Below are 24,488 nucleotides of genomic sequence, written 5' to 3'. Positions count from 1 at the left end.
GATAAACAACGAGGCGCCCGCAGGCGCCTCATTTTTTTACGACAAATTATCACGCATCTTTTTGCAGGCAGCAGATCACATAGCCGTAACTGCCCAGATATTGGCGGTGGATGGCTACTTCCCGGCTCAAGTCCTGCCAGGCGGCACTCTCCCCCAGCTCGTCTCGATAGCGCACCAGATTGACCTCGATAGGGTCCAGATAGTTGTTCCAGGCGCTCATCGGCAAGGGAGTGTGCGACAGGCAGCGGTAGCCTGCCGCTTGTACCGTCTCAAGCAGGCCCGCCAGCGTCTGCATGGCGGGGTAATCCTGCTGCCAGAATGCAAACGCCTCCTCGGGCGGGTTATCGGTCAGCCAGACCGCATCACTCAGCACGATGCAAGCCTGCGGGCTCGCGAGCAGCGGACGCCACGCCTTCAGCGCATTGGCAACCCCCATCACGTAGGCGCTCCCCTCTGCCCAGATGAGGTCGGCCGGGGCCAGATCGTCCGGCAGTGCCGCCATGTTGGCGCAGAGGGTAGAGACATGCTCAAAGCCCGCTGCACGGGCGGAGTGCGCCACGGCGGCCAGTGCATCCTCTTCCAGATCGATGGCCACAATGGCGGCATCGGTCACCTGAGCCAGCGCCATGGTCGAGGCACCGCGCCCGCAGCCCATGTCGAGGATCCGGCGCGGCCGGATGGGCAAGGCGGCAAACTGCTGCTGGGTGAAGGCGCGATCCCCCGGCCCCCAGTAACTCATGCCATCCAGCAGCTGGATAAAGTCCTTGATGTAACGCTCATGTTCATTCATGTCTTTGCTCAACCATTGCAAGTGGTAGCGATCTTTCTCGCTAAAACCATGTTTCATCACCCACGCGAAGTAGGCCTCCGGTGCCTCGCGCTGCAGTTGCAGCTGCCAGGCCTTGAATTCCTCACCGGAGCGCGGACGCAACCCTGCCAGATCCGCCAACAGATCCCGGGCGCGCTGCATCTGCGCCAGCTCCTTATCGAGCTCCCTGACCCGGGCCTGCAATGCCGCCTGATCTATCTCGCCAGCCAGACAGGCGAGGCACTGCTTGAGGCTGAGACCACCCGCCTGCAGGGCCTGCACCATCTGCAGTTGCTGCAGATCCCCCTCGTCATAGTGGCGATAGCCGTTGGCGGCCCGGGTGCCGGCAATCACCCCCAGCTTCTCGTAATAGAGCAGGGTGGAGCGGGCGAGGCCGCAGCGGCGGGCCAGTTCGGATATTTTCATGGCAATCACTCACGGTGCGGGCCCTCAGGTGACCCGATAGAGATGAGCTTAAACTGTGAAGCTATAGACAGGTCAACGCCCTTTTCCAGAGATCCGCCAACAAAAACGGCCACCCGAGGGTGGCCGTTGTCAGCGATAGGGCTGCGATGCTATTGACTCAGAGACCGGCTGCCTCCAAATGCTCCACCAGCAGCTGCACACTGCGGTTGCCACGCCACTCGTTGACGTCAAGCCGGTAGACAAGCCGCACCCGCTTGACCGAGGCATCGGGCCAGCGCTTGAGATCGACGCCAAAGGCGATGGCATCCACCGCGTGACCAGAATCGGTTGTCAGCATCATCTTGAGGTGCTTCTCCCCCACCAGCCGCTGCTGCACCAGCACGAATTCGCCGTCAAACAGCGGCTCGGGGAAGGCCTGACCCCAGGGGCCGGAGGCGCGAATCAGCTCCGCCAGCTCGAGGTTGAGCTCATCCGGCAACAACTCGCCATCGGTGAGCAGCACCCCGGTCAAGAGCTCCGGTGTCACCAGCTCACTGATGACCGCCTCAAAGGCCCGACCGAAGGCCTCGATGTTGGCCTTAGGCAGGGTCAGCCCCGCCGCCATGGCATGGCCGCCAAACTTGCCCATCAGCCCCGGATGACGAGTATCGAGCAGTTCCAGTGCATCGCGCAGGTGCACGCCAGGGATGGAGCGGCCGGAGCCCTTGAGCTCGGTCTCGCTGCTCTCGGCAAACGCGATGACCGGGCGGTAGTACTTCTCCTTCACCTTGGAAGCCACCAGCCCCACCACCCCCTGATGCCACTCGTCCCGGTGCAGCACTATGCCCGACGGCACCTCGCCATCGCGAAAACGGATCTGCTCCAGGGTGGCGAGGGCCTCCTGCTGCATCCCCTGCTCGATCTCCTTGCGCTCCTGATTGAGGCTGTCCATCTCGGCCGCAAGCTGGCGCGCCAGATTGAGATCATCGCAGAGCAGACAGGCGACCCCGAGGGACATGTCATCGAGACGGCCCACCGCGTTGAGGCGCGGCCCCAGCGCAAAACCGAGATCGGCGGCGGTGAGGCGGCGACCATCGCGGCCCGACACATCCACCAGCGCCTGAATGCCGGGGCGACAGCGCCCGGCCCGGATCCGCTGCAACCCCTGATGGACCAGAATGCGGTTGTTGCCATCGAGCGCCACCACGTCGGCGACCGTGCCGAGGGCCACCAGATCGAGGTAATCCGCCACATTGGGGGCTCGCAACCCTTGCCGTTCGTACCAGCCGAGCTGACGCAGATGGGTGTTGAGGGCCGCCATCAGGTAGAAGGCTACCCCCACCCCGGCCAGGGACTTGGAGGGGAAATAGCAACCATGCTGGTTCGGGTTGACGATGGCATCGGCGTCAGGCAGCTCCTGACCCGGTAAATGGTGATCGGTAACCAGTACCTGCATGCCCGCCGCCTTGGCTGCCGCCACCCCGGCGATGCTGGAGATGCCGTTATCCACCGTGATCAGAAACTCGGCGCCACGGGCTACCGCCAGCTCGACAATTTCGGGGGTAAGGCCGTAGCCAAACTCGAAGCGATTGGGCACCAGAAAATCGATATGGCGGCCACCCATGGCGCGCAGGGCCAGCACACACAGGGCCGAACTGGTGGCACCATCGCAGTCAAAGTCGCCGACGATAAGGATCCGTTTCTGGGCAGTCAGGGCATCCGCCAGCAGCGGCACCGCCTGCTCCATCCCATAGAGGCGCTGGGGCGGCAACAGCTGGCTGGCGCTGCGCTCCAGCAGGGCGGGATCCTCTACGCCACGGCTGGCGAAGATTTGGCGAAGCAGGGGATGCAGGGTGGCAGGCAGATGGGAATCATCAACTCGCGGACGACGACGGATTTGCAGGGACATCAATATGATCCAGTATCTTGAGCAGCTGTTCGGGGCTCTGATACCCGCGCACCAGATCCCCGTCGGAGGAGACCCAGGCTGGCAGTACCTTGACCCCCAACCATTGGCTCAGGCCAATATTTTGGATAAGGGTCTCACTACATGCCGTTTGAGGCAAATAGGCTTTTAACGGATCATTTTGCAGCAGGGGATCGCTGCACCAGTCGGCGGCCCGTTCGGCGTGATCAATCACCGGATAGAGAGCCACGCTCACCCCGGATGCCTGCAGGTGTTGCAAGGTGCCGGAGAGCTGACGACGCTTTGCGTCCTGCTCGCCGAGAAACAGTGCAACCCGGTGACGCTCATCACGGGCCTTGAGCACGATGGGGGCATGAGCCACCTGCGCCAGCCCAAGTCGGCGCTGCTCGCGCATACCCGAGATGGTCAGGTTCTTCATGTCGCGAGTCATATCCAGCATGACCCCCTGCACCACATAATCCCCTTTGGCATCGCTGTAGAGCACCCCCTGTGAGGTGCCCAGCATATACAACCCCGCAATCGGGGTCGGTTCAACCAGATAGACGGGGACCCCCAGCCGGGCCGTGATGGTCTGTTTCAAGGCTTGGGTATCCATCCCCGCTCTGGCAGCAAATGTGCACAAAAGCATCATTCCCAGTAGTAAATACTTCACTTGTTTACTCACGTGGTATGAATGAATCGACCCAGCAAACTACAGCAGCACAGCTCATCATTCAACCAGCTACTTACCAAAAAATTAATATCACTTTGTACCAAAAAAATGGCTCCCCCCGATTGCCAAGGACTCATAACGCCCGCAAGCTAGTCAGGACGACAGGAACAACGCGGCTTAGCCTCTGTTTTTCCTGACAAGAGTTCGCCCTTTGGCAAGGGTAATCAACGCGCTATCTTGTTTAATTTCGGAGGAAATAATGAGTCTGATTCAAGAGTTCAAAGCCTTTGCCGCCCGCGGCAACGTCATCGATATGGCGGTCGGTATCATCATTGGTGCCGCCTTCGGCAAAATTGTCTCCTCTTTTGTCGGTGACGTGATCATGCCGCCCATCGGCCTGATCCTGGGCGGCGTGGACTTCAGCGACCTGGCGGTCACCCTGAAGGCCGCAGAAGGTGCAACACCCGCCGTGGTCATCGCCTATGGCAAGTTCATCCAGACCATCATCGACTTTCTGATCATCTCTTTTGCCATCTTCATGGGACTGAAGGCCATCAACACCCTCAAGAAGAAGCAGGAAGAGGAAGCCGCCGCCCCGGCAGGCCCGACCAAGGATCAGGAGCTGCTGACCGAGATCCGTGATCTGCTGAAATCCCAGCAAGGGAAATAAGCGCCATCTCCTGTCGTGTAGAGATAAAAAAACCGCCTGCTGGCGGTTTTTTGTTTTTGGGAGGCCAGCCACTCAGGCTCTGGGGTGGTGCTCCCCGTGCAGCGCCTTGAGTCGCTCGTTGGCCACATGGGTGTAGATTTGGGTAGTGGAGAGATCCGCGTGACCCAGCAGCATCTGTACCACCCGCAGATCGGCGCCGTGGTTGAGCAGATGGGTGGCGAAGGCGTGGCGCAAGGTATGGGGGGATAGCTCACCGTTGATCCCGGCCCGCAGGGCATAGAGCTTGATGCGATGCCAGAAGGTCTGGCGAGTCATCATACGGGCCTGCTTGGAGGGAAACACCACATCCGAGCTGGTGCCCCCCAGCAGCAGGGTGCGCGCTTCCCGGTAGTAACGCTCCAACCAGTGCATCGCCTCCTCGCCCATCGGCACCAACCGCTCCTTGTTGCCCTTGCCCACTACGCGCACCAAGCCCTGACGCAAACTGACATGCTCGGCAGTGAGCCCCACCAGCTCGGAAACCCGCAAGCCGGTAGCGTAGAGCAGCTCCAGCATCGCCTTGTCCCGCAACTCCAGCGGGTCATCCACCAGCGGCGCGCTCAAGAGTGCCTCCACTTCCGTTTCGCTTAAATCGGAGGGGAGTTTTTTCGGCAGCTTGGGCCCCTCCAGCAGCACGGTCGGATCATCGCTGCGCAGCTTCTCGCGGTTGAGATACTGGTAAAAACGGCGCAGGGCCGACAGGAAGCGGGCTGTGCTGCTCGCCGCAAACTGGTGATCGACCCGCCAGGCGAGGTAGTGCTGGATCTCGTCCATCCCTGCCAGCAGCAGCGAGCTCCCCTGCTCGTCGAGCCAGAGGGAGAACTTCTCCAGATCGCTGCGATAGGAGCTGACCGTGTTGTCAGACAATCCCCGCTCCAGCCAGAGGGCGTCGAGAAAGGGTTCAATCAGGGGATGGGGGTCGGGTTTGCTCATGGTGCGCTGCAATCAGGGGATCGATGGCCCATTGTAACGCGTCAACTCCTTGGAAAGACAAGGCACTTTCATTGGAAAGATAAGGCACGTTTGCCACGCCCCTTGCCGGGCGGTGAAGGTCGAATGGCAATCTGCTAGACTGGCGCCCTCCCCTTACGTTACCCATCGTGTTGCCAACATGGCGCAGCCCACACGAGCATGCGAGAACGCGCCAAAAGCAAGCGAGAAAGCGCCAACAGAGAGAAGAGCGATGAAGATTGGTCTGTTTTACGGTTCCACCACCTGCTACACCGAGATGGCTGCCGAGAAGATCCGCGCCCTCATCGGCCCCGAGCTGGTGGATATTCACAATATCAAGGATGTCTCCCTGCGCCGGATGGAGGATTACGAGATCCTGATCCTCGGCATCTCCACCTGGGATTTTGGCGAACTGCAGGAGGACTGGGAGTCCCGCTGGGAAGATATCACCGATCTCCATCTGGAGGGGCGCATCGTGGCCCTGTTTGGCCTCGGCGATCAGCTCGGTTATGGCGAATGGTTCCAGGACGCCCTCGGCATGCTGCACGATCAGCTGGTGCCAAAAGGGGTCAAGCTGGTGGGCTACTGGCCCAACGAAGGGTACGAATTCGATGCCTCCAAGGCACTGATCGACGATGGCCGTCACTTCGTCGGGCTGGCCCTCGATGATGCCAACCAATATGACCAGACCGATCCGCGCATCGAGCAGTGGGTCGAGCAGATCCTGAGCGAAATCCACGCCCTGCTCTGATCTTTCCCACGTTTTGGCAAAACGACTCTGAGCGCCTGGCCCTGGCCGCCGGGCGCAGTTATCGCACCGATTTTCTCAATCGGTATCATCGCATGACGCTATAGCGACTTTTTTGTGCTGGTCTGCAACAATGGACTCGACATCCCATAACAATCAGAGCCGGATGTCGGAAGCAAACGGACAGACCAGAAAAGGATATTCTATGACTCCATTCTCCCTGTTGGCCCCCGCCATTGCCCGTGACGTGCTCGATCACGCGCTGGCGCTGGGTGCCGATTTTGCCGAGCTGTTTGTCGAGCGCAAGCGCCGCAGCCAGCTCAGCCTGCTCTCCAGCCAGATAGAGAACATCAGCGGTGGCCTCGATTTCGGCATCGGCGTGCGCCTCTGCTACGGCCACAAGGTACTCTACGGCTACACCAATCTGGCCAGCCGCGACGAGCTGCTGCGCATCGTCACCCTGCTGGCGGCCAAAGACCGCCGCGACCCCGTGGTGACCGCCACCGCCTTCGATTTCACCCGCCTGAGCGATCGCAACCCGGTGGCCCTGCCCTTGTCGGCAGACAAGCTGCTGGAGCAGAAGATCGCCTATCTGCACGCCATGGATGCGGCGGCCCGCGCCGAGAGCGACAAGGTGAGCCAGTTCTCCGGCAACGTGCTGGGCTGGGAGCAAGAGGTGGAAATCTTCAACAGCGAAGGGCTGCAAGTCGCCGATCGCCGCCACTACAACCGCATCATGGCCCAGACCATCGCCATGGAAGGGAGCGAGCAGAGCGTCGGTTACGAGGCCCCCGGCGCCCTGATGGGGTGGGAGCATGCCGATCGCATCGATCCGAGCGAGCTGGCCCTCACCGCCACCCGTCAGGCACTGGTGAAACTGGGCGCGGCTCCCTGCCCGAGCGGCACCCTGCCGGTCATCATGGAGAACGGCTTTGGCGGCGTCATCTTCCACGAGGCGTGCGGTCATCTGCTGGAGACCACCTCGGTGGCCAAGAAGGCGTCGGTGTTCCACGACAAGATGGGCCAGCTTATCGCCAATCCGGTGGTCAATGCGGTGGATGAAGGCTTGCAGAGCAACGCCTGGGGCTCCATCAACATCGATGACGAGGGGATGGCGACCCAGCATACCCAGCTCATCAAGGACGGCGTTCTGACCGGTTTTCTGGTGGATAGAATGGGTGCCCTCAAAACGGGCTACGCACGCACCGGCTCGGGGCGGCGCGAATCCTACAAGTACGCCCCCACCTCGCGCATGCGCAACACCTATATCGAACCGGGCAACCATAGCCTCGACGATATGCTGGCCACCGTCGAACATGGCATCTACGCCAAGAAGATGGGGGGCGGCTCGGTACAGCCCGGCACCGGTGAATTCAACTTCAATGTGCAAGAGGCCTACCTCATCGAGCACGGCAAAATCACCAAGCCGCTCAAGTCAGCCACCCTTATCGGCACCGGCCCGCAGGTGCTGAAAGAGATCTCCATGGTGGGCCGCAATCTGGCGCTGTCCGCCGGTATGTGCGGCTCTGTCTCGGGCTCGGTCCCCACTTCGGTGGGCCAGCCGGCGCTAAAAGTGGACAATATTCTGGTGGGAGGGAACGCCTGATGAGCCAACTCGACATGAACCAACTGCTCACCCGCCTGCTGGATAAAGTGGCCGACCTCGGCGCCGAGGCAGACATCATCGCCAATCAGGAGAGAGCCTTCTCCCTCAAGGCAGACAAGGGCGAGCTGGGTGAATACAAGGTCACCAGCAGCCAGCAACTCGGTATTCGCCTGATAAAAGAGGGTCGGGTCGGCATCGCCTACTCGGAATCCCTCGATGAGCTGGCGCTGGATGCCATGCTGCAGGATGCCCTCGATGCCAGCCGCTTTGCCAAGGTGGATGCGGACCAGCGCATCTCGGTGGCCAATAGCCGGATCACCACAGATTGCGCCGAGATCAACCAGCCTGATACCACGCCCGTTGAGGAGAAGATCGCTCTGGCCCTACGCCTCGAATCAGACATGCTGGCCATGCCCGATGTGAGCGGCGCCCCCTACAACAGCTTCTTCGAAGGTGAGAGCCAGCTCTGGCTCGCCAACAGTCAGGGCACCCTCTGCCAGCACGGCGAGTTCAGCGTCGGCTGCTACACCTCGGCGCTGGTGGAACGGGATGGCCGCCAGTCGATGCACTCGCAAGGGCAGTATGGCCGTCGCTTCGACGAGCTGGATAGTCAGGCCCTGATCGAGCAGATCTACGCCATCGCCGATGGTCTGCTGCCCGGTGAAGCGGTGCCGAGCGGTCGCTACAGCGTCATCTTCAGTACCAACTGCTTCGCCAGCCTGTTTGGCTGCTTTCAGGGCGTGCTGTCGGGCAAGTGGGCCCAGCAGGGGATCAACCCCTGGCGCAGCAAGGTCGGCCAGAGCGTGGCGTCACGCTGGCTCACTCTGGAGAGCCGGGTCTATATGCCGGGCGGCATGAACATCAAGGCGTTTGATGGCGAGGGGGCGGCCAGCTCGGATCTGCTGCTGATTGGCGAAGGGGAACTGAAAACCCTGCTCCACAACAGCGCCACCGCCCGCCACTTTGGCGTCGCCAGCAACGGCTCGGCCGCCCGCGGCGCCCGCAGCGCCCTCGATGTGACCGCTCGCCATCTGGTGTTTGGCGCGGGCCCCCATAGCGAAGCGGAGGTGCAGCGCGGTGACTATCTGGAGCTGGTCAAGCTGGACGGCCTGCATTCCGGTGCCGATGCGGTGAGCGGTGACTTCTCCTTTGGCGCGTCGGGCTTCCTCTGCCGCGATGGAGTTCGCCTGCAGCCGGTGCGCGGCATCACGGTAGCAGGCAACTTCTACCGCCTGCTGGGCGAGCTGGAAGCGGTCGGCGATACCCTGCACCACAACGACGGCAAGGGCTTCTACTCCCCGCTTATCCGTTTTGGCGGCCTCTCCGTCGCGGGCAAGTAAACGCCCCAACGAAACCTGCAAGTAAGAAAAAGGCGCCTGATGGCGCCTTTTTCTCGTTATCTCGTCCGCCTTGAGGCCTGACTCAGGGCGAGAGCGGCTCGCGATGATACTCGGCGCAACCACATTCGGGACAGGTATCGAGCTGTTGTGGGTGCAGCACGGTATGGCGCCAGCCACACTGGTCGCACACCATGACCCCGAGCCCCACCCAGTCACCCGCTTCGTAAACACCCTTATGCTCCAGCTCGTCAGCCAGCTCGCGCCACTCCACCTGGGCGCGGTCGGTCACATCCGCCAGCCAGGACCACACGGTGTCTTTGAGGGCCAACATAAAGGCAGACTCTTCCAACTGCGCACTATCGTCATGGCGCCCCTCGTCATAGTTGCCCAGATCCCGCTTCACGTACTCGGCGATGAGCGCCAGCTCGTCCTGAGTCAGGTCGCTGGCAGCCTCCAGATAGGCCTGCACCTTGGCAATCATCCGGTTGAGGCGCTCCCCCTGGAACTCTTCAGTCTCTTGCCACTGTTTTTGCAGCTCGGTAATGAAGGCTTCGTACCCTTTTTGACGTTTGTCCATGGCTCTAACTCCTCTACTAAACCCTGATCTGGCCCGGCTTAAGGCCCAAGGGACGCTGGCGGTTGTTGCCGCCGCAGGATATGGGTATTCTATTACGATTTCCCAGCTGATTTATCTATTCATTTCACAGATCCGGATGTCACCAATGCAAGAGCAATACGTTCCCCAATCAATCGAACCAGCAGTGCAAAAGCACTGGGATGCCAAGAAAACCTTCAAGGCCGTGGAGAAAGTAGACAAGGAGAAGTTCTACTGCCTGTCCATGTTCCCCTATCCGTCTGGTCGACTACACATGGGGCACGTTCGTAACTACACCATAGGTGATGTGATCTCCCGTTATCAACGCCTCAATGGCAAGAACGTGCTGCAACCCATAGGTTGGGATGCATTCGGTCTGCCGGCCGAGAACGCCGCGATCAAAAACAATACCGCGCCGGCGCCCTGGACCTACGAAAACATCGAATACATGAAGAACCAGCTGAAGATGCTGGGTCTGGGTTATGACTGGGATCGTGAAGTCGCCACCTGCAAACCGGATTACTACCGCTGGGAGCAGTGGTTCTTCACCAAGCTCTACGAGAAGGGTCTGGTCTACAAGAAGACCTCCTCCGTCAACTGGTGCCCGAACGACATGACAGTGCTGGCCAACGAGCAGGTAGTCGACAACTGCTGCTGGCGCTGTGACACCCCGGTCGAGCAAAAAGAGATCCCCCAGTGGTTCATCAAGATCACCGACTACGCCGAAGAGCTGCTCAACGACATCGACAATCTGGAAGGCTGGCCGGAGATGGTCAAGACCATGCAGCGCAACTGGATTGGCCGCTCCGAAGGGGTCAACATCAGCTTTGCCATCGAGGGTCAGGCTGAGCAGCTGGAGGTCTACACCACCCGTCCGGACACCTTCATGGGCGTGACTTATGTCGGTATCGCTGCCGGTCACCCGCTGGCGCTGCAAGCAGCCCAGAACAATCCGGAGCTGGCCGCCTTTATCGAAGAGTGCAAGAACACCAAGGTAGCCGAAGCTGAACTGGCCACCATGGAGAAGAAAGGCATGGCCACCGGCCTCTATGCCATTCACCCGCTGGATGGCCGCAAGGTACCGGTCTGGGTCGCCAACTTCGTGCTGATGAACTACGGCACCGGCGCCGTGATGGCGGTTCCGGCCCACGATCAGCGTGACTTCGAATTCGCCACCAAATATGGCCTCGACATCAAGGCGGTGATCAAGCCGGTTGATGGCGACGTCGAGGTGAGCGAAGCCGCTTACACCGAGAAGGGCGTGCTGTTCAACTCCGGCGAGTTCGACGGTCTCGACTTCCAGGGCGCCTTCGATGCCATCGCCAGCAAGCTGGAAGGGCTCGGCAAGGGCAAGCGCACCGTCAACTACCGTCTGCGTGACTGGGGTGTCTCCCGTCAGCGTTACTGGGGCGCCCCCATCCCGATGCTGACCCTGGCTGACGGTACCGTAGTGCCAACGCCGGAAGACCAGCTGCCGGTGCTGCTGCCGGAAGATGTGGTGATGGATGGTATCCAGAGCCCGATCAAAGCCGATGCCGAGTGGGCCAAGACCACCTACAACGGTCAGGAAGCGTTCCGCGAGACCGATACCTTCGACACCTTCATGGAGTCCTCCTGGTACTACGCGCGCTACTGCTCTCCGGACTACGACAAGGGCATGCTGGATCCGGCGGCTGCCAACCACTGGCTGCCGGTGGATCAGTACATCGGCGGTATCGAGCACGCCTGTATGCACCTGCTCTACGCCCGCTTCTTCCACAAGCTGCTGCGTGACACGGGTCTGGTCAACAGCGACGAGCCGTTCAAGCGCCTGCTCTGCCAGGGCATGGTGCTGGCTGACGCCTTCTACTACAAAGACGAGAAGGGCGGCAACGTCTGGGTCAGCCCGACCGACGTCAAGGTAGAGCGTGACGAGAAGGGTCGCATCACCAAGGCCATCGACAACGAAGGTCGTGAGGTAATGCACTCCGGCATGACCAAGATGTCCAAGTCCAAGAACAACGGCATCGACCCGCAGCTGATGGTCGAGCGTTACGGCGCCGATACCGTCCGTCTGTTCATGATGTTCGCCTCCCCGGCAGAGATGACTCTGGAGTGGTCCGACTCCGGCGTAGAGGGTGCCCAGCGCTTCCTGCGTCGCCTGTGGCGCGTCACCTTTGAGCACGTCTCCGGTGGCGCCGTTGCCGCACTGGATGTGGCGGCTCTCACCAACGAGCAGAAAGCAGTACGCCGTGAACTGCACAAGACCATCGCCAAGGTGAGCGATGACGTGGGTCGCCGTCAGACCTTCAACACCGCCATCGCCGCCATCATGGAGCTGATGAACAATCTCTCCAAGCTGGGCAACGACGAGCAAGACCGCGCCCTGATGCAGGAAGCGCTGGAAGCTGTGGTAGTCATGCTCTACCCCATCACCCCGCACATCGGCTTCGAGCTGTGGAAGATGCTGGGCAAAGGCGACGACATCGATCACGCAGCCTGGCCGGTGGCCGACGAAGCGGCCATGGTCGAGACCGAGAAACTGGTGGTAGTGCAGATCAACGGCAAGATGCGCGGCAAACTGACCGTGCCGGCCGAGATCAGCCAGGCCGACGTCGAGAAGCTGGCGATGGCCGATGCCTCGGTACAGAAGTTCACCGACGGTCTGACCGTGCGCAAGGTGATCTATGTACCAGGCAAGCTGCTCAATATTGTCGCTAACTGATCGGTTGCCAACTGATGTCATACCATTTGGCGACCTTGGCTGACTGTGTGGCCACTCATGGGTAACGACGTACCGGCCCATGACAGCTCAACATTGTCGCTAACTAATTGGCTGCCAACTGATCATTGCCAATCTGTGACAGCAAACGGATGATAACGGCGGGCCCTGCGCCCGCCGCTTTCCCTTAATGCAAAGAGGATTTTCTATGGGCACCATCTTCACCCGCTGGATGGCCATCGTGCTGGCTGGTCTGCTGCTGCAAGGCTGCGGCTTTCACATGCGCGGCAACGGCATTCCGAGCGAGCTGATGACCATGAAGGTCGTGGGCGACAACAAGAGCGACTTCTACCGGATGGTTACCACCCGTCTGAAGGCCTCTGGCGTGACCCTGGCCGACAAGGAGGGCATTCCGGTGCTCACTCTGGGCGGTGTAGGCAGCACCAGTCAGGTTGCCTCGGTCAACGCGCTGGGGACGGACACCGAATATGTGCTGGGCTTTGGTACCCAGTTCACCATCTCGGTACCGGGCAAGCCAACTCAGGTCTTCCCCATCAACTTCAACCGCAGCTTCCTCAACAAGCCGGATGCAGCGCTCGCCTCCTCCCGTGAGCAGGAGCAGCTCAACCGCGAAATGCAGGAGCAGGCGGCCAATCAGGTGATCCGGCAGTTGAGTCAGGTCAGCTTCTGATGCGGATTTACCCGGAACAATTTGGTGACCACCTCAAAGCAGGGCTTCGGCCCTGCTATCTCGTTTTTGGCGACGAGCCCCTGCTGCGACTGGAGGCCATCGATGCCATCCGTCAGGTCGCCCGCAAGCAAGGTTTCGATGAGCGCCACACCTTCGTGGTGGAACAGGGGCTGGACTGGAATCAGGTCTACGATGCCTGTCAGGCCATGAGCCTCTTCTCCGCCCGCCAGATCATCGAGCTGGAGCTGCCCGCCAAGGTGGACAAGGATCTCGCTGCCCGCATCAGCGAAATTGGCAAGCAGCTTCATCCCGACCTGCTGCTGGTACTGAGTGGCGGTCGCCTCAACCAGACCCAGATGAAGGCGGCCTGGTTCGACAAGCTCTACCAGATTGGCACCTATGTGCCGGTCAACCATCCGGAGCCCAAGTTTTTCCCGCGCTGGATGAGCGCCCGCTTTGCGCGTTTCGGCCTCAAGGCGCTGCCGGATGCCATCAACTTCATGTGCCACTCCTACGAGGGCAACCTGCTGGCCGCCAGTCAGGAGATCGAGAAGCTGACCCTGCTCTCGCCGCCCCAGCCCATCAGCGTCACCTATCTGCAAGAGACCATTATCCGCCACGCCCACTTCACCCCGTTCCAGCTGGTCGATACCCTGCTGGAGGGCAAGGTGAACCGGGCCCAGCGCATTCTGGCCGCCCTGCGGGCCGAAGGCACCGAGCCGGGGATGCTGGCCTGGACCCTTTGCCGCGAGCTGGAGCAGCTGACCGAGCTGTCGCTGGCGATGCGCAACGGCCAGCCGCTGGGGGAGCACTTCAGCCGCCTGCGTATCTGGCAGAGCCGCCAGCAGCTCATTCAGCAAGCACTGACCCGACTGCCGTTTGCCAAGTTGCAGCAACTGTGGCAACTGATGGCCCAGCTGGACGATGCCCAGCGCCGCTTCGATACCGAGCAGGCCTGGCTGATGCTGCAGACCATTGCCCTCGGCTTTCGTGATGGCACCCCGCTGCCGCTGGTGATGGAGAGCAGCCCGTGCTGAAGGCGCCCATTGGCCTGCTGGGGGGCACGTTCGATCCTATCCATATCGGCCATCTGCGCCCGGCCATCGAGGCGCGCGATGCCCTCGGGCTGGCCGAGATGAGGCTGATCCCGAACCATATCCCGCCCCACCGTGCCAATCCGTTCTGCTCGAGCGAACAGCGCCTCGCCATGGTCAAACTGGCGGCGGCGGAGAACCACCACTTTGTGGTAGATGAGCGGGAGCTGAGACGGGACAAGCCCTCTTACACCATCGATACCCTGATCGAGCTGCGTCGTGAACTGCCCGATACGCCGCTCTGTTTTCTGATGGGGATGGATTCCCTGCTGAGCCTGCCAAGCTGGCACCGCTGGCAGGAGCTGCTCGACTATGCCCATCTGGTGGTGAGCGTGCGGCCGGGCTGGCAACCGGATTATCCGGCCGAGGTGGCGCAGTTGCTGGCGCGCCATCACACCACGGATGCCAACGCGCTGCATCTGCGTCTGGCCGGTCATATCTGGCTGGCAGACAACCAGCCCATCGAACTGTCAGCCACCCGACTGCGGGCCTTGCTGGATGGGGGGCAAGACACCCGCTACCTCTTGCCCGAGTCGGTTGCGCACTATATTGATCAACAGGGGCTCTACCGCGCCAACCGCCGCTAGCCCCTGTCGTAATCCCGCCCCACCCGATGGGAAACGGGAGTGACCATGATATAATCCGCCGCCCTGACGCAAACGCTGCGCGCCGGAATACAGGAGAGACTCATTGCAAGGCCAAGAATTGCATGCCTTTATCATCGACAAGATCGATGACATGAAAGGCCGCGACATCATCACCCTCGATGTACGCGGCAAATCCAGCATTACTGACACCATGATCATCTGTTCCGGCAACTCCAGTCGTCACGTAAGCGCCATTGCCCACCATCTGGCCAGCGAGGCCCGCCACGCGGGTCTGGATCTACTGAGCGTGGAAGGGCAACTGAGCGGTGAATGGGTGCTGGTAGATATGGGCTCGGTGATCGTGCATGTGATGCAGGATGAACACCGTGACTTCTACCAACTGGAAAAGCTGTGGAGCGGTGCCGCTCAAATGAATACGCAATAAGAGCACAAGTGTAACGACCATGAAGATCCAGTTGATTGCGGTGGGCACCAAGATGCCCGCCTGGGTAGAGCATGGCTTCGAAGAGTATCGTCGCCGCTTCCCCAAAGACATGCCGTTTGAACTCGTCGAGATCGGCGCAGGCAAACGGGGCAAAAATGCCGACATTCCGCGCATCCTGCAGAAGGAAGGGGAAGCCATGCTGGCGGCTGCGGGGCGCTCGCGCATCGTCACCCTCGACATTCCGGGCAAGCCCTGGACCACGGAGCAGTTGGCGACCCAGCTGGAGGCATGGAAACTCGATGGCCGCGATGTGGCCCTGCTGGTAGGCGGGCCGGAAGGCTTGTCACCCGAGTGCAAGACTGCCGCTGAACAGAGCTGGTCACTGTCACCGCTCACCCTGCCTCATCCGCTGGTACGGGTGCTGGTGGCCGAGAGCCTCTATCGGGCCTGGAGCATCACCACCAATCATCCATATCATAGAGAGTGAGCCATGCGTCTCTGGAGTCTCACCTCTCACATTCACCCCTATCACAGAGAGTGAACAATGCAGTTCCTGCTCTTATTGCCCCCAAGGGTCTTGAGGTAAAGGCATGCTGAAACAACGCATCGAAATGCGCGATCACAGTGCCGAGGGCAATCTGTTCTTCCGGCGCACCCTGGTAGCCTACATCGGTATCGTCGTGCTGATGCTGGTGCTGCTGGGCAATCTCTATTATCTGCAGGTCGAGTCCTACGACACCTACCAGACTCGCTCCAACTCCAACCGAATCCGCGTGGTGCCGGTGGCACCGCCACGGGGCCTCATCTATGACACCAACGGTGTGCTGCTGGCGGAAAACCGCCCGGTCTACAGTCTGGAAATCGTGCCGGAAGAGACCAAGGATCTCGAAAAAACTGCCGACCAGCTGATCACCCTGCTGGGTCTGCCGGAAGGCACCAAGGAGAAGTTCCTCGCCGAAGTGAAGCGCCAGCGCCGCTTCAAGCCGGTCGCCCTCTACGAGAAGCTGACCGAATATCAGGTGGCCCTCTTCTCGGTCAACCAGCACAACTACCCGGGTGCCAGCATCGAGGCCTACCTCAAACGCTACTACCCGTTTGGTGACACCCTCACCCACGCTTTGGGCTATGTGGCCAAGATCAACACCCGTGACGTAGAGCGCCTCGAGAAGGAAGAAAAACTCGCCAACTACGCGGCCACCAAGGATATCGGCAAGCAGGGGGTGGAGAAGTATTACGAAGATGAGCTGCACGGTGTGGCGGGCTATCAGGAGGTCGAGGTGAACAACCGCGGCCGGATTGTCCGCACCCTCAAGTTCCAGCCACCTATTCCGGGCAAGGATATCTACCTCAATATCGACGTCCGGATGCAGCTCAAGGCCCAGCAACTGCTGGCTGGCCAGCGTGGAGCCATCGTGATGATGGACCCGAAAACCGGCGCTATCCTGGCCCTGGAGTCGAGCCCCAGCTACGACCCCAACCTGTTCGTGACCGGCATCTCCAGCGCCAACTACTCGGCGCTGCTCAACGATCCGGCGCGGCCACTGGTGAACCGCACCACTCAGGGCATCTATGCCCCTGCCTCCACCGTCAAGCCCATGATGTCCATCATGGGTCTCAACGAGGGGGCCATTACCCCGGGCTACCGCTATTTCGGCGGCCCGAGCTTCTCCATTCCCGGTACCACCAAAAAGTTTCGCGACTGGCGCCGCTGGGGTCATGGCTGGCTCGACGTCTATCGCGCCATCGAGGTCTCGGCAGATACCTATTTCTACGATCTCGCCTATCGGGTCGGCATCGACAAGATCCACAGCTATATGACCAAGTTTGGCTTCGGTCAGTACACAGGGGTCGATCTCTATGAAGAGACCAAGGGTGTCATGCCGTCCCGTGACTGGAAGATGGCCCGCTGGCGCCAGCCCTGGTATCAGGGTGACACCATCTCTGTCGGTATCGGTCAGGGCTACTGGAGCGCCACCCCGCTCCAACTGGCCAAAGCGATCAGCATCCTGACCCAGAATGGTCACGACGTCACCCCGCACCTGCTCAAGAGCACCGCCTCCCAGGCGGGGGTGGTCGATGCCCCCATCAACCCCAATATCGCCCTCAAGCTCAAGAACGACAGCTTCTGGAAAGTGGCGCAGGATGGGATGTGGCGAGTCAACCATGGCAGTGAAGGCAGTGGCCGTCACTCGTTTGCCAAGGCGCCTTACTCCTCAGGCGGTAAATCGGGCACAGCCCAGGTAGTCGGTTTGAAGGAAAATCAGGTTTACAACATCAAGACGGTCAAGGCGGAGCATCGCGATAACGCTTTGTTCGTTGCTTATGCCCCCTTCGAGGCACCCAAAGCGGTGGTAGCTCTGGTACTGGAAAACTCCATCGGAGGTGGTGGTGGTCGAGCTGCATCGCCCATTGCTCGCCAGATGCTGGATGCCTATCTGCTGCCCCCTGATCCGCAACTGCCACCGGCACCGGAAAAGCCGTCCCAACCGAGTGAGGTCGCCCCCAATGAGTAATTCTGCCCGCCAGCAGAGCATCTGGTACAAGCTGCATATCGACTTGCCCCTGCTGCTCGGTCTGCTGGCCGTGATGACCCTCTCCATGGTGGTGCTCTACTCCGCCTCCGGTCAGGATATGGACTCTATCGTGCGCCAGCTGGTGCGCGGCGGCCTCGCCTTTGCCCTGATGATCGGCCTGGCCCAGCTGCCCCCCTCCCTCTACGCCCGCTGGTCGGTGCCGCTGTTCGCCGTGGTGGTGCTGATGCTGATTGCGGTGGACGTGTTCGGCCACATCGGCAAGGGGGCCCAGCGCTGGCTCGATCTGGGCTTTATGAAGTTCCAGCCCTCCGAGGTGATGAAGCTCTCCATGCCGATCATGGTGGCCGCCTGGCTCAGTCGCCACTCGCTGCCCCCCAAGTTCAGCCATGTGGTGATCGCCCTCATCATGGTGCTGCTGCCCACCCTGCTGATCGCCGCCCAGCCTGACCTTGGCACCTCCATTCTGGTGGCCGCCTCCGGCTTCTTCGTCATCTTCCTGGCGGGGCTCAGCTGGTGGCTGATCGGCTTGGCGGTCCTGCTGATGCTGGCCTTTATGCCGGTGCTCTGGTTCTTCCTGATGCACGACTACCAGCGCCAGCGGGTGCTGATGCTGCTCGACCCGGAGAAAGACCCGCTCGGCCGCGGCTACCACATCATCCAGTCCAAGATTGCCATCGGCTCCGGCGGCGTCTTTGGCAAGGGTTGGCTGCAAGGGACCCAGTCCCAGCTGGAGTTCCTGCCCGAGCGCCATACCGACTTCATCTTCGCAGTATTCAGCGAGGAGTTCGGTCTGGTAGGGGTTGCCCTGCTGCTGGTGCTCTACCTCTACGTCATCAGCCGTTGCCTGTTTATCTCGATGCAGGCCCAGAACAGCTTCGAGCGACTGCTGGGCGGCGCCATCACCCTCACCTTCTTCGTCTATGTGTTCGTCAACATGGGCATGGTGAGCGGCATCTTGCCGGTGGTAGGGGTGCCCCTGCCGCTGGTGAGCTATGGCGGCACCTCAATGGTGACCCTGATGGCCGGCTTTGGCATACTGATGTCCATCCAGACTCATAGAAGACTGCTCGCCTGATGAGACGGGTTGGATTGCTGCTCTCGCTCGCCACCACGATGGCGACCGCCGCCGTGTCGCCGGATCGGTTGGCCCTGCTCGCCGAACAGCAGCAGGTGCCGCTGGCGGAGCTGCAGGCGGCCGTCGCCCGAGCCCAATTACGGCAGGAGGTGCTCGACACCATCAGCAAGCCGTGGGAGGCCAAACCCTGGCATCGCTACCGGCCGCTGTTTGTTACCCCGGATCGCATCCGTGACGGCCAGCAGTTCTGGCAGCAACATGCCGAGACGCTGGCTCGCGCGGAGCAGACCTATCGGGTGCCCGCCTCGCTCATCGTGGCCATCATAGGGGTCGAGACCTTCTACGGTCGCCAGATGGGCCGCCATCCGGTGCTCGATAGCCTCTACACCCTGGGATTTCACTACCCGGAGCGGGCGGACTTCTTTGCCAAGGAGTTTGCCCAGCTGGTGGTGCTGGCCAAAGAGGAAGGGTGGCAACTCGATGCCCTCAAGGGCTCCTATGCCGGCGCCATGGGGATGGGGCAGTTCATGCCCTCCAGCTACCGCCACTACGCCGTCGATTTTGACGGGGATGGCAAGCGGGACCTGTTTGCCAACCCGGTCGATGCCATCGGCAGCGTGGCCAACTATTTTGCCAGCCACCAGTGGCGCTGGGGCGAATCCGTGGTGGAACCGGCCCAGATCGGGTTGATGGCAGTCGAACCTCTACTCAGGCCTGAGCCCGAGTTAACACAACAGTGGTCAGAACTGGCGGCGGCAGGGATTGAGCTCGCCACGCCGCTGGCCCCACAGACGCCGGTCAAGTTGCTGGCGTTTGCCCAAGCCGATGGACCGGAATACTGGGTCGCACGGCATAACTTTTATGTGATCACCCGTTACAATCGCAGCCCACTCTATGCGATGGCGGTGTATCAACTTAGCCAAGCCATTCAGGAAGCGTATGCATCTTCGTCACAAACTCCTCCCGCTCAGCCTGAGCTTGTTGCTGGCCGCCTGTAGCAGCCAGCCGGAACAGAGCGCCCCCGTCGAGCCGCAAGCACCGGTCAGCAAGCCACCCGTTATCGAAATCCCGCAAGCCACCGGCGCCATTCCGCGCCCCGAGCCCCTGAGTGCCAGCGGCAACCGGGACTACTGGATCGGCAAGCAGAAGCACGAGGTGTGGCGCGACATCAAACACTACAGCGAAGAGGGCACCGCCAGCTGGCTGTCGCCGGATCTGGACGGCCAGAAAACCGCCAACGGCGATGTGCTGGACAGCAAGCTGTTCAGTGCCGCCCACCGCAACCTGCCCATCCCTAGCTATGTGCGGGTCACCAATCTGGACAACGGGCTGGAAACCATAGTGCGGGTCAACGATCGCGGTCCCTTCAACAGCCCGCGCCTGATCGACCTCTCCTACGCAGCGGCCAAGCAGCTGGAGATGGTCAATAGCGGTGAGGCCCGAGTACGGCTGGAGCTGATCAGCGACACTCCGGATCAGATGGTGATCATGGAGCCGATGAAGCCCATCGAAATGACTCCGACCACTCCGGCTGCGGCCTCCAACACGGTGTCGCAAGATGGCTTCCTGGGTGAGCCGACCGCGCTGGCGATGGCCACTCCCGCCGCCGATCCGGCTCCTGTCAAGGCACCCGCCGCCAAGCCCGCCAAAGCGGCACCTATCAAGGCTGCAGCGCCCGCCAGCAGTGGTGATGGCAAGATGATCCAGGTACTGGCCAGCGGCTCCCGGGATCGGGCCGAGGCGATGGGCAAGGTGATGACCCAGCGTTACGGCGTACCCTACCGGATCGATGCCCATGGCGCCATTTTCCGGGTGCTGATTGGCCCGGTCGCCGCCGACCAGCAGGCAAGTGTGCTGGAAAAAGTACGTCAGGGCGGGCTGGAACAGGCCTTTATCGTGCCCTGATCGCCCCACTTTGCCGCGGATGTGACTAACCGCTTACTCACTGTCATCACGTCGTTTTATGGCGTGATGACAGGGAGTGATGGATAAAAAACCAGTTCTGATCGCCATCTCGGGCTATAACCTGCGGGCGCATCTGGTATAGTTAGGCCCGCATTTTATCCCCATCTGGCTCGCAGGAATTTCAAGATGTCCAAATTTGCCCGTTCAGTTCTTCTGGCCTCACTGATCAGCGTAACCGCCCAGGCCAATACGCCGGTGCCGACACCGACCCCGAATGCCATGCCCATGGTGGTTCCCGCCGCGCCGGAGATCTCCGCCAAGGCCCATATTCTGATCGATTACTACTCCGGTCAGGTGCTGGCCGAGCAGAACGCCGAAGAGCGTCTGCCGCCCGCCAGTCTGACCAAGATGATGACCTCCTACATCATCGGCCAGGAGCTGCTGAAGGGGAACATCAAGCGCACCGACATGGTGACCATCAGCCAGAACGCCTGGTCCAAGAACTACTCTGACTCCTCCAAGATGTTTATCGAGGTGGGCAAGCAGGTCTCCGTCGATGATCTCAACAAGGGCATCATCATCCAGTCCGGCAACGATGCCTGCGTCGCCATGGCCGAATTCCTGGCTGGCAGCACCGACTCCTTCGCCAGCCTGATGAACAGCTGGGCCGCCAAGCTCGGCATGAATGACAGCCACTTCATGAACCCGCACGGTCTGGATGCGGAAGGTCACTACAGTACCGCTCACGATATGGCCCGTCTGGGTCAGGCGCTGATCCGCGACCTGCCGGAGGAGTACAAGATCTACTCCCAGAAATCCTTCGTCTTCAACGGCATCACCCAGCACAACCGCAACCGCCTGCTGTGGGATCAATCCCTGCAGGTGGATGGCATCAAGACCGGCCACGTCAGCCAGGTCGGCTATAACCTGGTCTCCTCTGCCACCAACAACGAAGGCATGCGCCTGATCGCCGTGGTACTGGGCGCCAGCAGCGAAGCCTCCCGCGCCGCCGAGAGCAAAAAACTGCTCACCTATGGCTTCCGCTTCTTCCAGAGCCTGACCCCGTACAAGGCAGGCACCGAGCTGGTCACCCAGAAGATCTGGATGGGCGACAAACCGGAAGTGAAACTGGGCGTCGACAAAGATGTCTCCGTGCTGGTCACCCGCGGTCAGGGCAACAACCTGAAGGCTGACTTCCAGCTCGACAGCGAGCTGAAAGCGCCGCTGGCCAAGGGCCAGCGCGTCGGTACCGTGTTCCTGAAACAGGGCGACAAAGAGATCAAGCAGGTGCCGCTGGTTGCTCTGGAAGAGGTGCAGGAAGGTGGCTTGATGAGCCGTCTGTGGGACTACCTGGTACTGCTGGTCACCAGCTGGTTCAAGTAATCCAACGCACAATCCTCACCAAACAGCGGCGCCAACAGGCGCCGCTGCTGTCTGTGACGGACAAAGGCAGTGAATAACCCTGTAAACTGCAGGTTCCGCCTTACCCTGATTTGTGGTAAAAAGCAGCACTTCCATCCTTGTCTGACCGATCCTGGCCTTGATCCCGGTCCGGGCCGCGCCCATATAGTTATGAGTCGTGCCCATATAGACTTGAAATGGCGGCCTCCACGGGCCATCGGCCACTAGCCATCCAAGATGAAGTCATCCCGGTGATGACGCAAAAGGTGAGTAAATGAATACCAAGTTTGATGAACTGCTGGAGTTTCCCTGCAAATTCCCGTTCAAGGTACTCGGCGTTGCCGACCCGGCACTGCCGGAAATGGTGGTTGAAGTGCTGCAGCAGCACGCCCCCGGCACCTACAGCCCGACAGTCCAGCCCAGCTCCAAGGGCAACTACCACTCGGTCCGCGTGACCGTGACTGCCCAGAGCAAAGAGCACATCGAAGCGATGTACCACGCCCTTGGCAAGATCGAGCTGGTGAAATACGTACTGTAATTTCTCTCTCGCCCCGTTCTGCGGGGCGACTGTTTTTGGCCGCAGCACGCCGCGAGGACGCCATGTCATCCCAGATCCCCGCCCAGTCCAGCCTGATTGTCAGGCAGCTGGGTCGCCGCCCCTACCAGCCGGTATGGGACGCCATGAAAGCCTTCACCGACAACCGCACCAGCGATACCCCGGACGAGTTCTGGGTGGTCGAGCACGATCCCGTCTACACCCAGGGCCAGGCCGGCAAGGCCGAACACCTGCTCAATCCGGGCAATATCCCGGTGGTGCAGAGCGATCGCGGCGGTCAGGTGACCTATCACGGCCCGGGCCAGCTGGTGCTCTACGTACTGGTGGATGTCCGCCGCTGCAAATTCTCGGTTCGCGAGCTGGTGACCGCGCTGGAGACAGCCATCATCAACACCCTCGCGAAAAGCGATATCCAGGCTTATGCCAAGGCCGATGCCCCCGGGGTCTATGTGAAAAATGACCTTGGCATGGAGGCAAAACTGGCCTCGCTGGGGCTGCGCATCCGCAAGGGGTGCTCGTTCCACGGGCTGGCCCTCAACATCAACATGGACATGACCCCCTTCCTGCACATCAATCCGTGCGGCTATGCGGGCATGGCCATGACCCAGACCAGCGCTCTGGGCGGCCCGCAGAGCGTGGCCGAGGCGCAATCCATTCTGGTGGCCGAGCTGGCCCGCCTGATTGGCTATCAAACAATAACAAACACCGAGAGTGAATCATGAGCAAACCCGTTCGTATGGAGCCGGGCGTCAAGCTGCGCGATGGCGACAAGATGGCCCTGATCCCGGTGAAATTCATGCCGGATCCCAACGAAGAACTCCTTCGCAAGCCGGACTGGATGCGGATCAAGCTGCCCCCCTCCAGCCAGAAGATCGAACACATCAAGAGCACCTTGCGCAAGAACAAGCTGCACTCGGTCTGTGAAGAGGCCTCCTGCCCCAATCTGGCGGAGTGTTTCAACCACGGCACCGCCACCTTCATGATCATGGGTGCCATCTGCACCCGCCGTTGCCCCTTCTGCGACGTGGCCCACGGCCGTCCGCTCCCCCTCGATCCGGAAGAGCCGAAGAAGCTGGCGCTGACCATCAAGGAGATGAACCTCAAGTATGTGGTGATCACCTCGGTGGACCGCGACGATCTGCGTGACGGCGGTGCCCAGCACTTCGCCGACTGCATCCGCGAGATCCGCGAGCACAGCCCGCAGACCCGCATCGAGATCCTGACCCCGGACTTCCGTGGCCGGATGGAGCAGGCACTGGAGGTGTTCCGCGAGACCCCGCCGGACGTCTTCAACCACAACCTGGAAACCGCGCCGCGCATGTATCGCGTCGCCCGCCCGGGCGCCGACTACAAGTGGTCGCTGGAGCTGCTGCGCCGCATCAAGGAGATGCACCCCCACGTACCGACCAAGTCCGGTCTGATGATGGGCCTTGGCGAGACCAACGAAGAGATCGTCGAGGTACTCAAGGATCTGCGCGCCCACGGCGTCAACATGCTGACCCTGGGTCAGTATCTGCAGCCGAGCCGCCACCACCTGCCGGTGAAACGCTACGTGCCGCCAGCAGAGTTTGACGAGCTGAAAGATGTCGCCATGGAGTTGGGCTTTACCCACGCCGCCTGCGGTCCTTTCGTTCGCTCCTCCTACCATGCTGATCTGCAAGCCAAGGGCGAAGAGGTCAAATGATCTCGCACGACAGAGTGGCCAAGTAACCGCCACCCTCACAATAAAAAAGAGCGCCCATTGGCGCTCTTTTTTGT

General features: G+C 60.9%; 23 protein-coding genes. 18 read left to right on the top strand and 5 right to left on the bottom strand.

The window, feature by feature from the left end:
* Positions 1-49: 49 nt before the first annotated feature.
* From ACTG2T_RS14560 to ACTG2T_RS14550, 3 genes are all read right to left on the bottom strand, one after another.
* Positions 50-1,234 (bottom strand): MerR family transcriptional regulator, encoded by a 1,185-nt coding sequence (locus ACTG2T_RS14560; protein WP_330125248.1) that lies wholly within the window; start codon positions 1,232-1,234, stop codon positions 50-52.
* A 157-nt stretch (positions 1,235-1,391) separates the two neighbouring features.
* Positions 1,392-3,122 (bottom strand): single-stranded-DNA-specific exonuclease RecJ, encoded by a 1,731-nt coding sequence (recJ, locus tag ACTG2T_RS14555; RefSeq protein ID WP_330125249.1) that lies wholly within the window; start codon positions 3,120-3,122, stop codon positions 1,392-1,394.
* Positions 3,088-3,735, bottom strand: coding sequence for a disulfide isomerase DsbC N-terminal domain-containing protein (locus ACTG2T_RS14550; protein ID WP_005335146.1), 648 nt, complete (start codon positions 3,733-3,735; stop codon positions 3,088-3,090). The genes recJ and ACTG2T_RS14550 overlap by 35 nt, the downstream gene beginning before the upstream one ends.
* A gap of 316 nt (positions 3,736-4,051) precedes the next feature.
* Between ACTG2T_RS14550 and mscL the strand changes: the two genes are divergently transcribed.
* Entirely contained in the window at positions 4,052-4,462 is a 411-nt protein-coding gene (gene mscL, locus ACTG2T_RS14545) for a large-conductance mechanosensitive channel protein MscL (RefSeq protein ID WP_047438040.1), read from the top strand.
* Between the two features lie 72 nt (positions 4,463-4,534).
* On the opposite strand, the gene xerD is transcribed toward mscL, so the two are convergent.
* Entirely contained in the window at positions 4,535-5,434 is a 900-nt protein-coding gene (xerD, locus tag ACTG2T_RS14540) for a site-specific tyrosine recombinase XerD (protein WP_005354107.1), read from the bottom strand.
* A 250-nt stretch (positions 5,435-5,684) separates the two neighbouring features.
* On the opposite strand from xerD, the gene fldB reads away from it, so the two are divergent.
* The 3 genes from fldB (at position 5,685) to ACTG2T_RS14525 (ending at position 9,146) form a co-directional block, all read left to right on the top strand.
* Complete coding sequence (gene fldB / locus ACTG2T_RS14535; RefSeq protein ID WP_042082737.1) at positions 5,685-6,203, top strand: flavodoxin FldB; 519 nt, start codon at positions 5,685-5,687, stop codon at positions 6,201-6,203.
* 202 nt (positions 6,204-6,405) lie between these two features.
* Entirely contained in the window at positions 6,406-7,806 is a 1,401-nt protein-coding gene (locus ACTG2T_RS14530) for a TldD/PmbA family protein (protein ID WP_330125250.1), read from the top strand.
* On the top strand, positions 7,806-9,146 hold the full coding sequence (locus tag ACTG2T_RS14525; protein WP_330125251.1) for a TldD/PmbA family protein: 1,341 nt from the start codon (positions 7,806-7,808) through the stop codon (positions 9,144-9,146). The genes ACTG2T_RS14530 and ACTG2T_RS14525 overlap by 1 nt, the downstream gene beginning before the upstream one ends.
* 82 nt (positions 9,147-9,228) lie before the next feature.
* Here ACTG2T_RS14525 and ACTG2T_RS14520 read toward each other — a convergent pair whose 3' ends face one another.
* Positions 9,229-9,723: a zinc ribbon-containing protein gene (locus ACTG2T_RS14520; protein ID WP_330125252.1), complete on the bottom strand. Its 495-nt coding sequence runs from the start codon at positions 9,721-9,723 to the stop codon at positions 9,229-9,231.
* A 145-nt stretch (positions 9,724-9,868) separates the two neighbouring features.
* Here ACTG2T_RS14520 and leuS point away from each other — a divergent pair, with 145 nt between their 5' ends.
* From leuS to lipA, 14 genes are all read left to right on the top strand, one after another.
* The gene (gene leuS / locus ACTG2T_RS14515) at positions 9,869-12,445 is read left to right on the top strand and encodes a leucine--tRNA ligase (protein WP_330125253.1); all 2,577 of its coding nucleotides are present in this window, start codon (positions 9,869-9,871) and stop codon (positions 12,443-12,445) included.
* A 205-nt stretch (positions 12,446-12,650) separates the two neighbouring features.
* On the top strand, positions 12,651-13,133 hold the full coding sequence (locus ACTG2T_RS14510) for an LPS-assembly lipoprotein LptE (protein ID WP_005335160.1): 483 nt from the start codon (positions 12,651-12,653) through the stop codon (positions 13,131-13,133).
* Positions 13,133-14,170, top strand: coding sequence for a DNA polymerase III subunit delta (gene holA / locus ACTG2T_RS14505; RefSeq protein ID WP_042054737.1), 1,038 nt, complete (start codon positions 13,133-13,135; stop codon positions 14,168-14,170). Before ACTG2T_RS14510 ends, holA begins: the two co-directional genes overlap by 1 nt.
* Positions 14,164-14,814, top strand: a complete 651-nt coding sequence (gene nadD / locus ACTG2T_RS14500; RefSeq protein WP_330125254.1) for a nicotinate-nucleotide adenylyltransferase — start codon at positions 14,164-14,166, stop codon at positions 14,812-14,814. Before holA ends, nadD begins: the two co-directional genes overlap by 7 nt.
* Positions 14,815-14,917: 103 nt before the next feature.
* Entirely contained in the window at positions 14,918-15,259 is a 342-nt protein-coding gene (rsfS, locus tag ACTG2T_RS14495) for a ribosome silencing factor (RefSeq protein WP_005335165.1), read from the top strand.
* A gap of 19 nt (positions 15,260-15,278) precedes the next feature.
* The gene (rlmH, locus tag ACTG2T_RS14490) at positions 15,279-15,746 is read left to right on the top strand and encodes a 23S rRNA (pseudouridine(1915)-N(3))-methyltransferase RlmH (RefSeq protein ID WP_075113486.1); all 468 of its coding nucleotides are present in this window, start codon (positions 15,279-15,281) and stop codon (positions 15,744-15,746) included.
* 103 nt (positions 15,747-15,849) lie between these two features.
* Positions 15,850-17,772 (top strand): penicillin-binding protein 2, encoded by a 1,923-nt coding sequence (gene mrdA / locus ACTG2T_RS14485; RefSeq protein WP_005335168.1) that lies wholly within the window; start codon positions 15,850-15,852, stop codon positions 17,770-17,772.
* Positions 17,765-18,868 (top strand): rod shape-determining protein RodA, encoded by a 1,104-nt coding sequence (gene rodA, locus ACTG2T_RS14480; RefSeq protein WP_005335170.1) that lies wholly within the window; start codon positions 17,765-17,767, stop codon positions 18,866-18,868. Before mrdA ends, rodA begins: the two co-directional genes overlap by 8 nt.
* A complete protein-coding gene (gene mltB, locus ACTG2T_RS14475; protein WP_244774905.1) occupies positions 18,868-19,866 on the top strand; it encodes a lytic murein transglycosylase B in 999 nt (332 codons plus the stop codon). The genes rodA and mltB overlap by 1 nt, the downstream gene beginning before the upstream one ends.
* On the top strand, positions 19,808-20,773 hold the full coding sequence (locus ACTG2T_RS14470; protein ID WP_330125255.1) for a septal ring lytic transglycosylase RlpA family protein: 966 nt from the start codon (positions 19,808-19,810) through the stop codon (positions 20,771-20,773). The genes mltB and ACTG2T_RS14470 overlap by 59 nt, the downstream gene beginning before the upstream one ends.
* 186 nt (positions 20,774-20,959) lie before the next feature.
* Complete coding sequence (locus ACTG2T_RS14465; RefSeq protein ID WP_005335176.1) at positions 20,960-22,156, top strand: D-alanyl-D-alanine carboxypeptidase family protein; 1,197 nt, start codon at positions 20,960-20,962, stop codon at positions 22,154-22,156.
* Positions 22,157-22,448: 292 nt separating this feature from the next.
* Positions 22,449-22,712 (top strand): DUF493 family protein YbeD, encoded by a 264-nt coding sequence (ybeD, locus tag ACTG2T_RS14460; protein WP_005335178.1) that lies wholly within the window; start codon positions 22,449-22,451, stop codon positions 22,710-22,712.
* A gap of 62 nt (positions 22,713-22,774) precedes the next feature.
* On the top strand, positions 22,775-23,452 hold the full coding sequence (lipB, locus tag ACTG2T_RS14455) for a lipoyl(octanoyl) transferase LipB (protein WP_040066806.1): 678 nt from the start codon (positions 22,775-22,777) through the stop codon (positions 23,450-23,452).
* The gene (lipA, locus tag ACTG2T_RS14450) at positions 23,449-24,414 is read left to right on the top strand and encodes a lipoyl synthase (protein ID WP_041209955.1); all 966 of its coding nucleotides are present in this window, start codon (positions 23,449-23,451) and stop codon (positions 24,412-24,414) included. The genes lipB and lipA overlap by 4 nt, the downstream gene beginning before the upstream one ends.
* Positions 24,415-24,488: the final 74 nt, after the last annotated feature.

The sequence above is a fragment of the Aeromonas sp. 75A genome, from assembly GCF_051919425.1.
Lineage (GTDB): Bacteria > Pseudomonadota > Gammaproteobacteria > Enterobacterales > Aeromonadaceae > Aeromonas > Aeromonas veronii.
The sequence above is the reverse complement of the archived record's forward strand: the minus strand, read 5'-3'. Positions and strand labels throughout refer to the sequence as shown.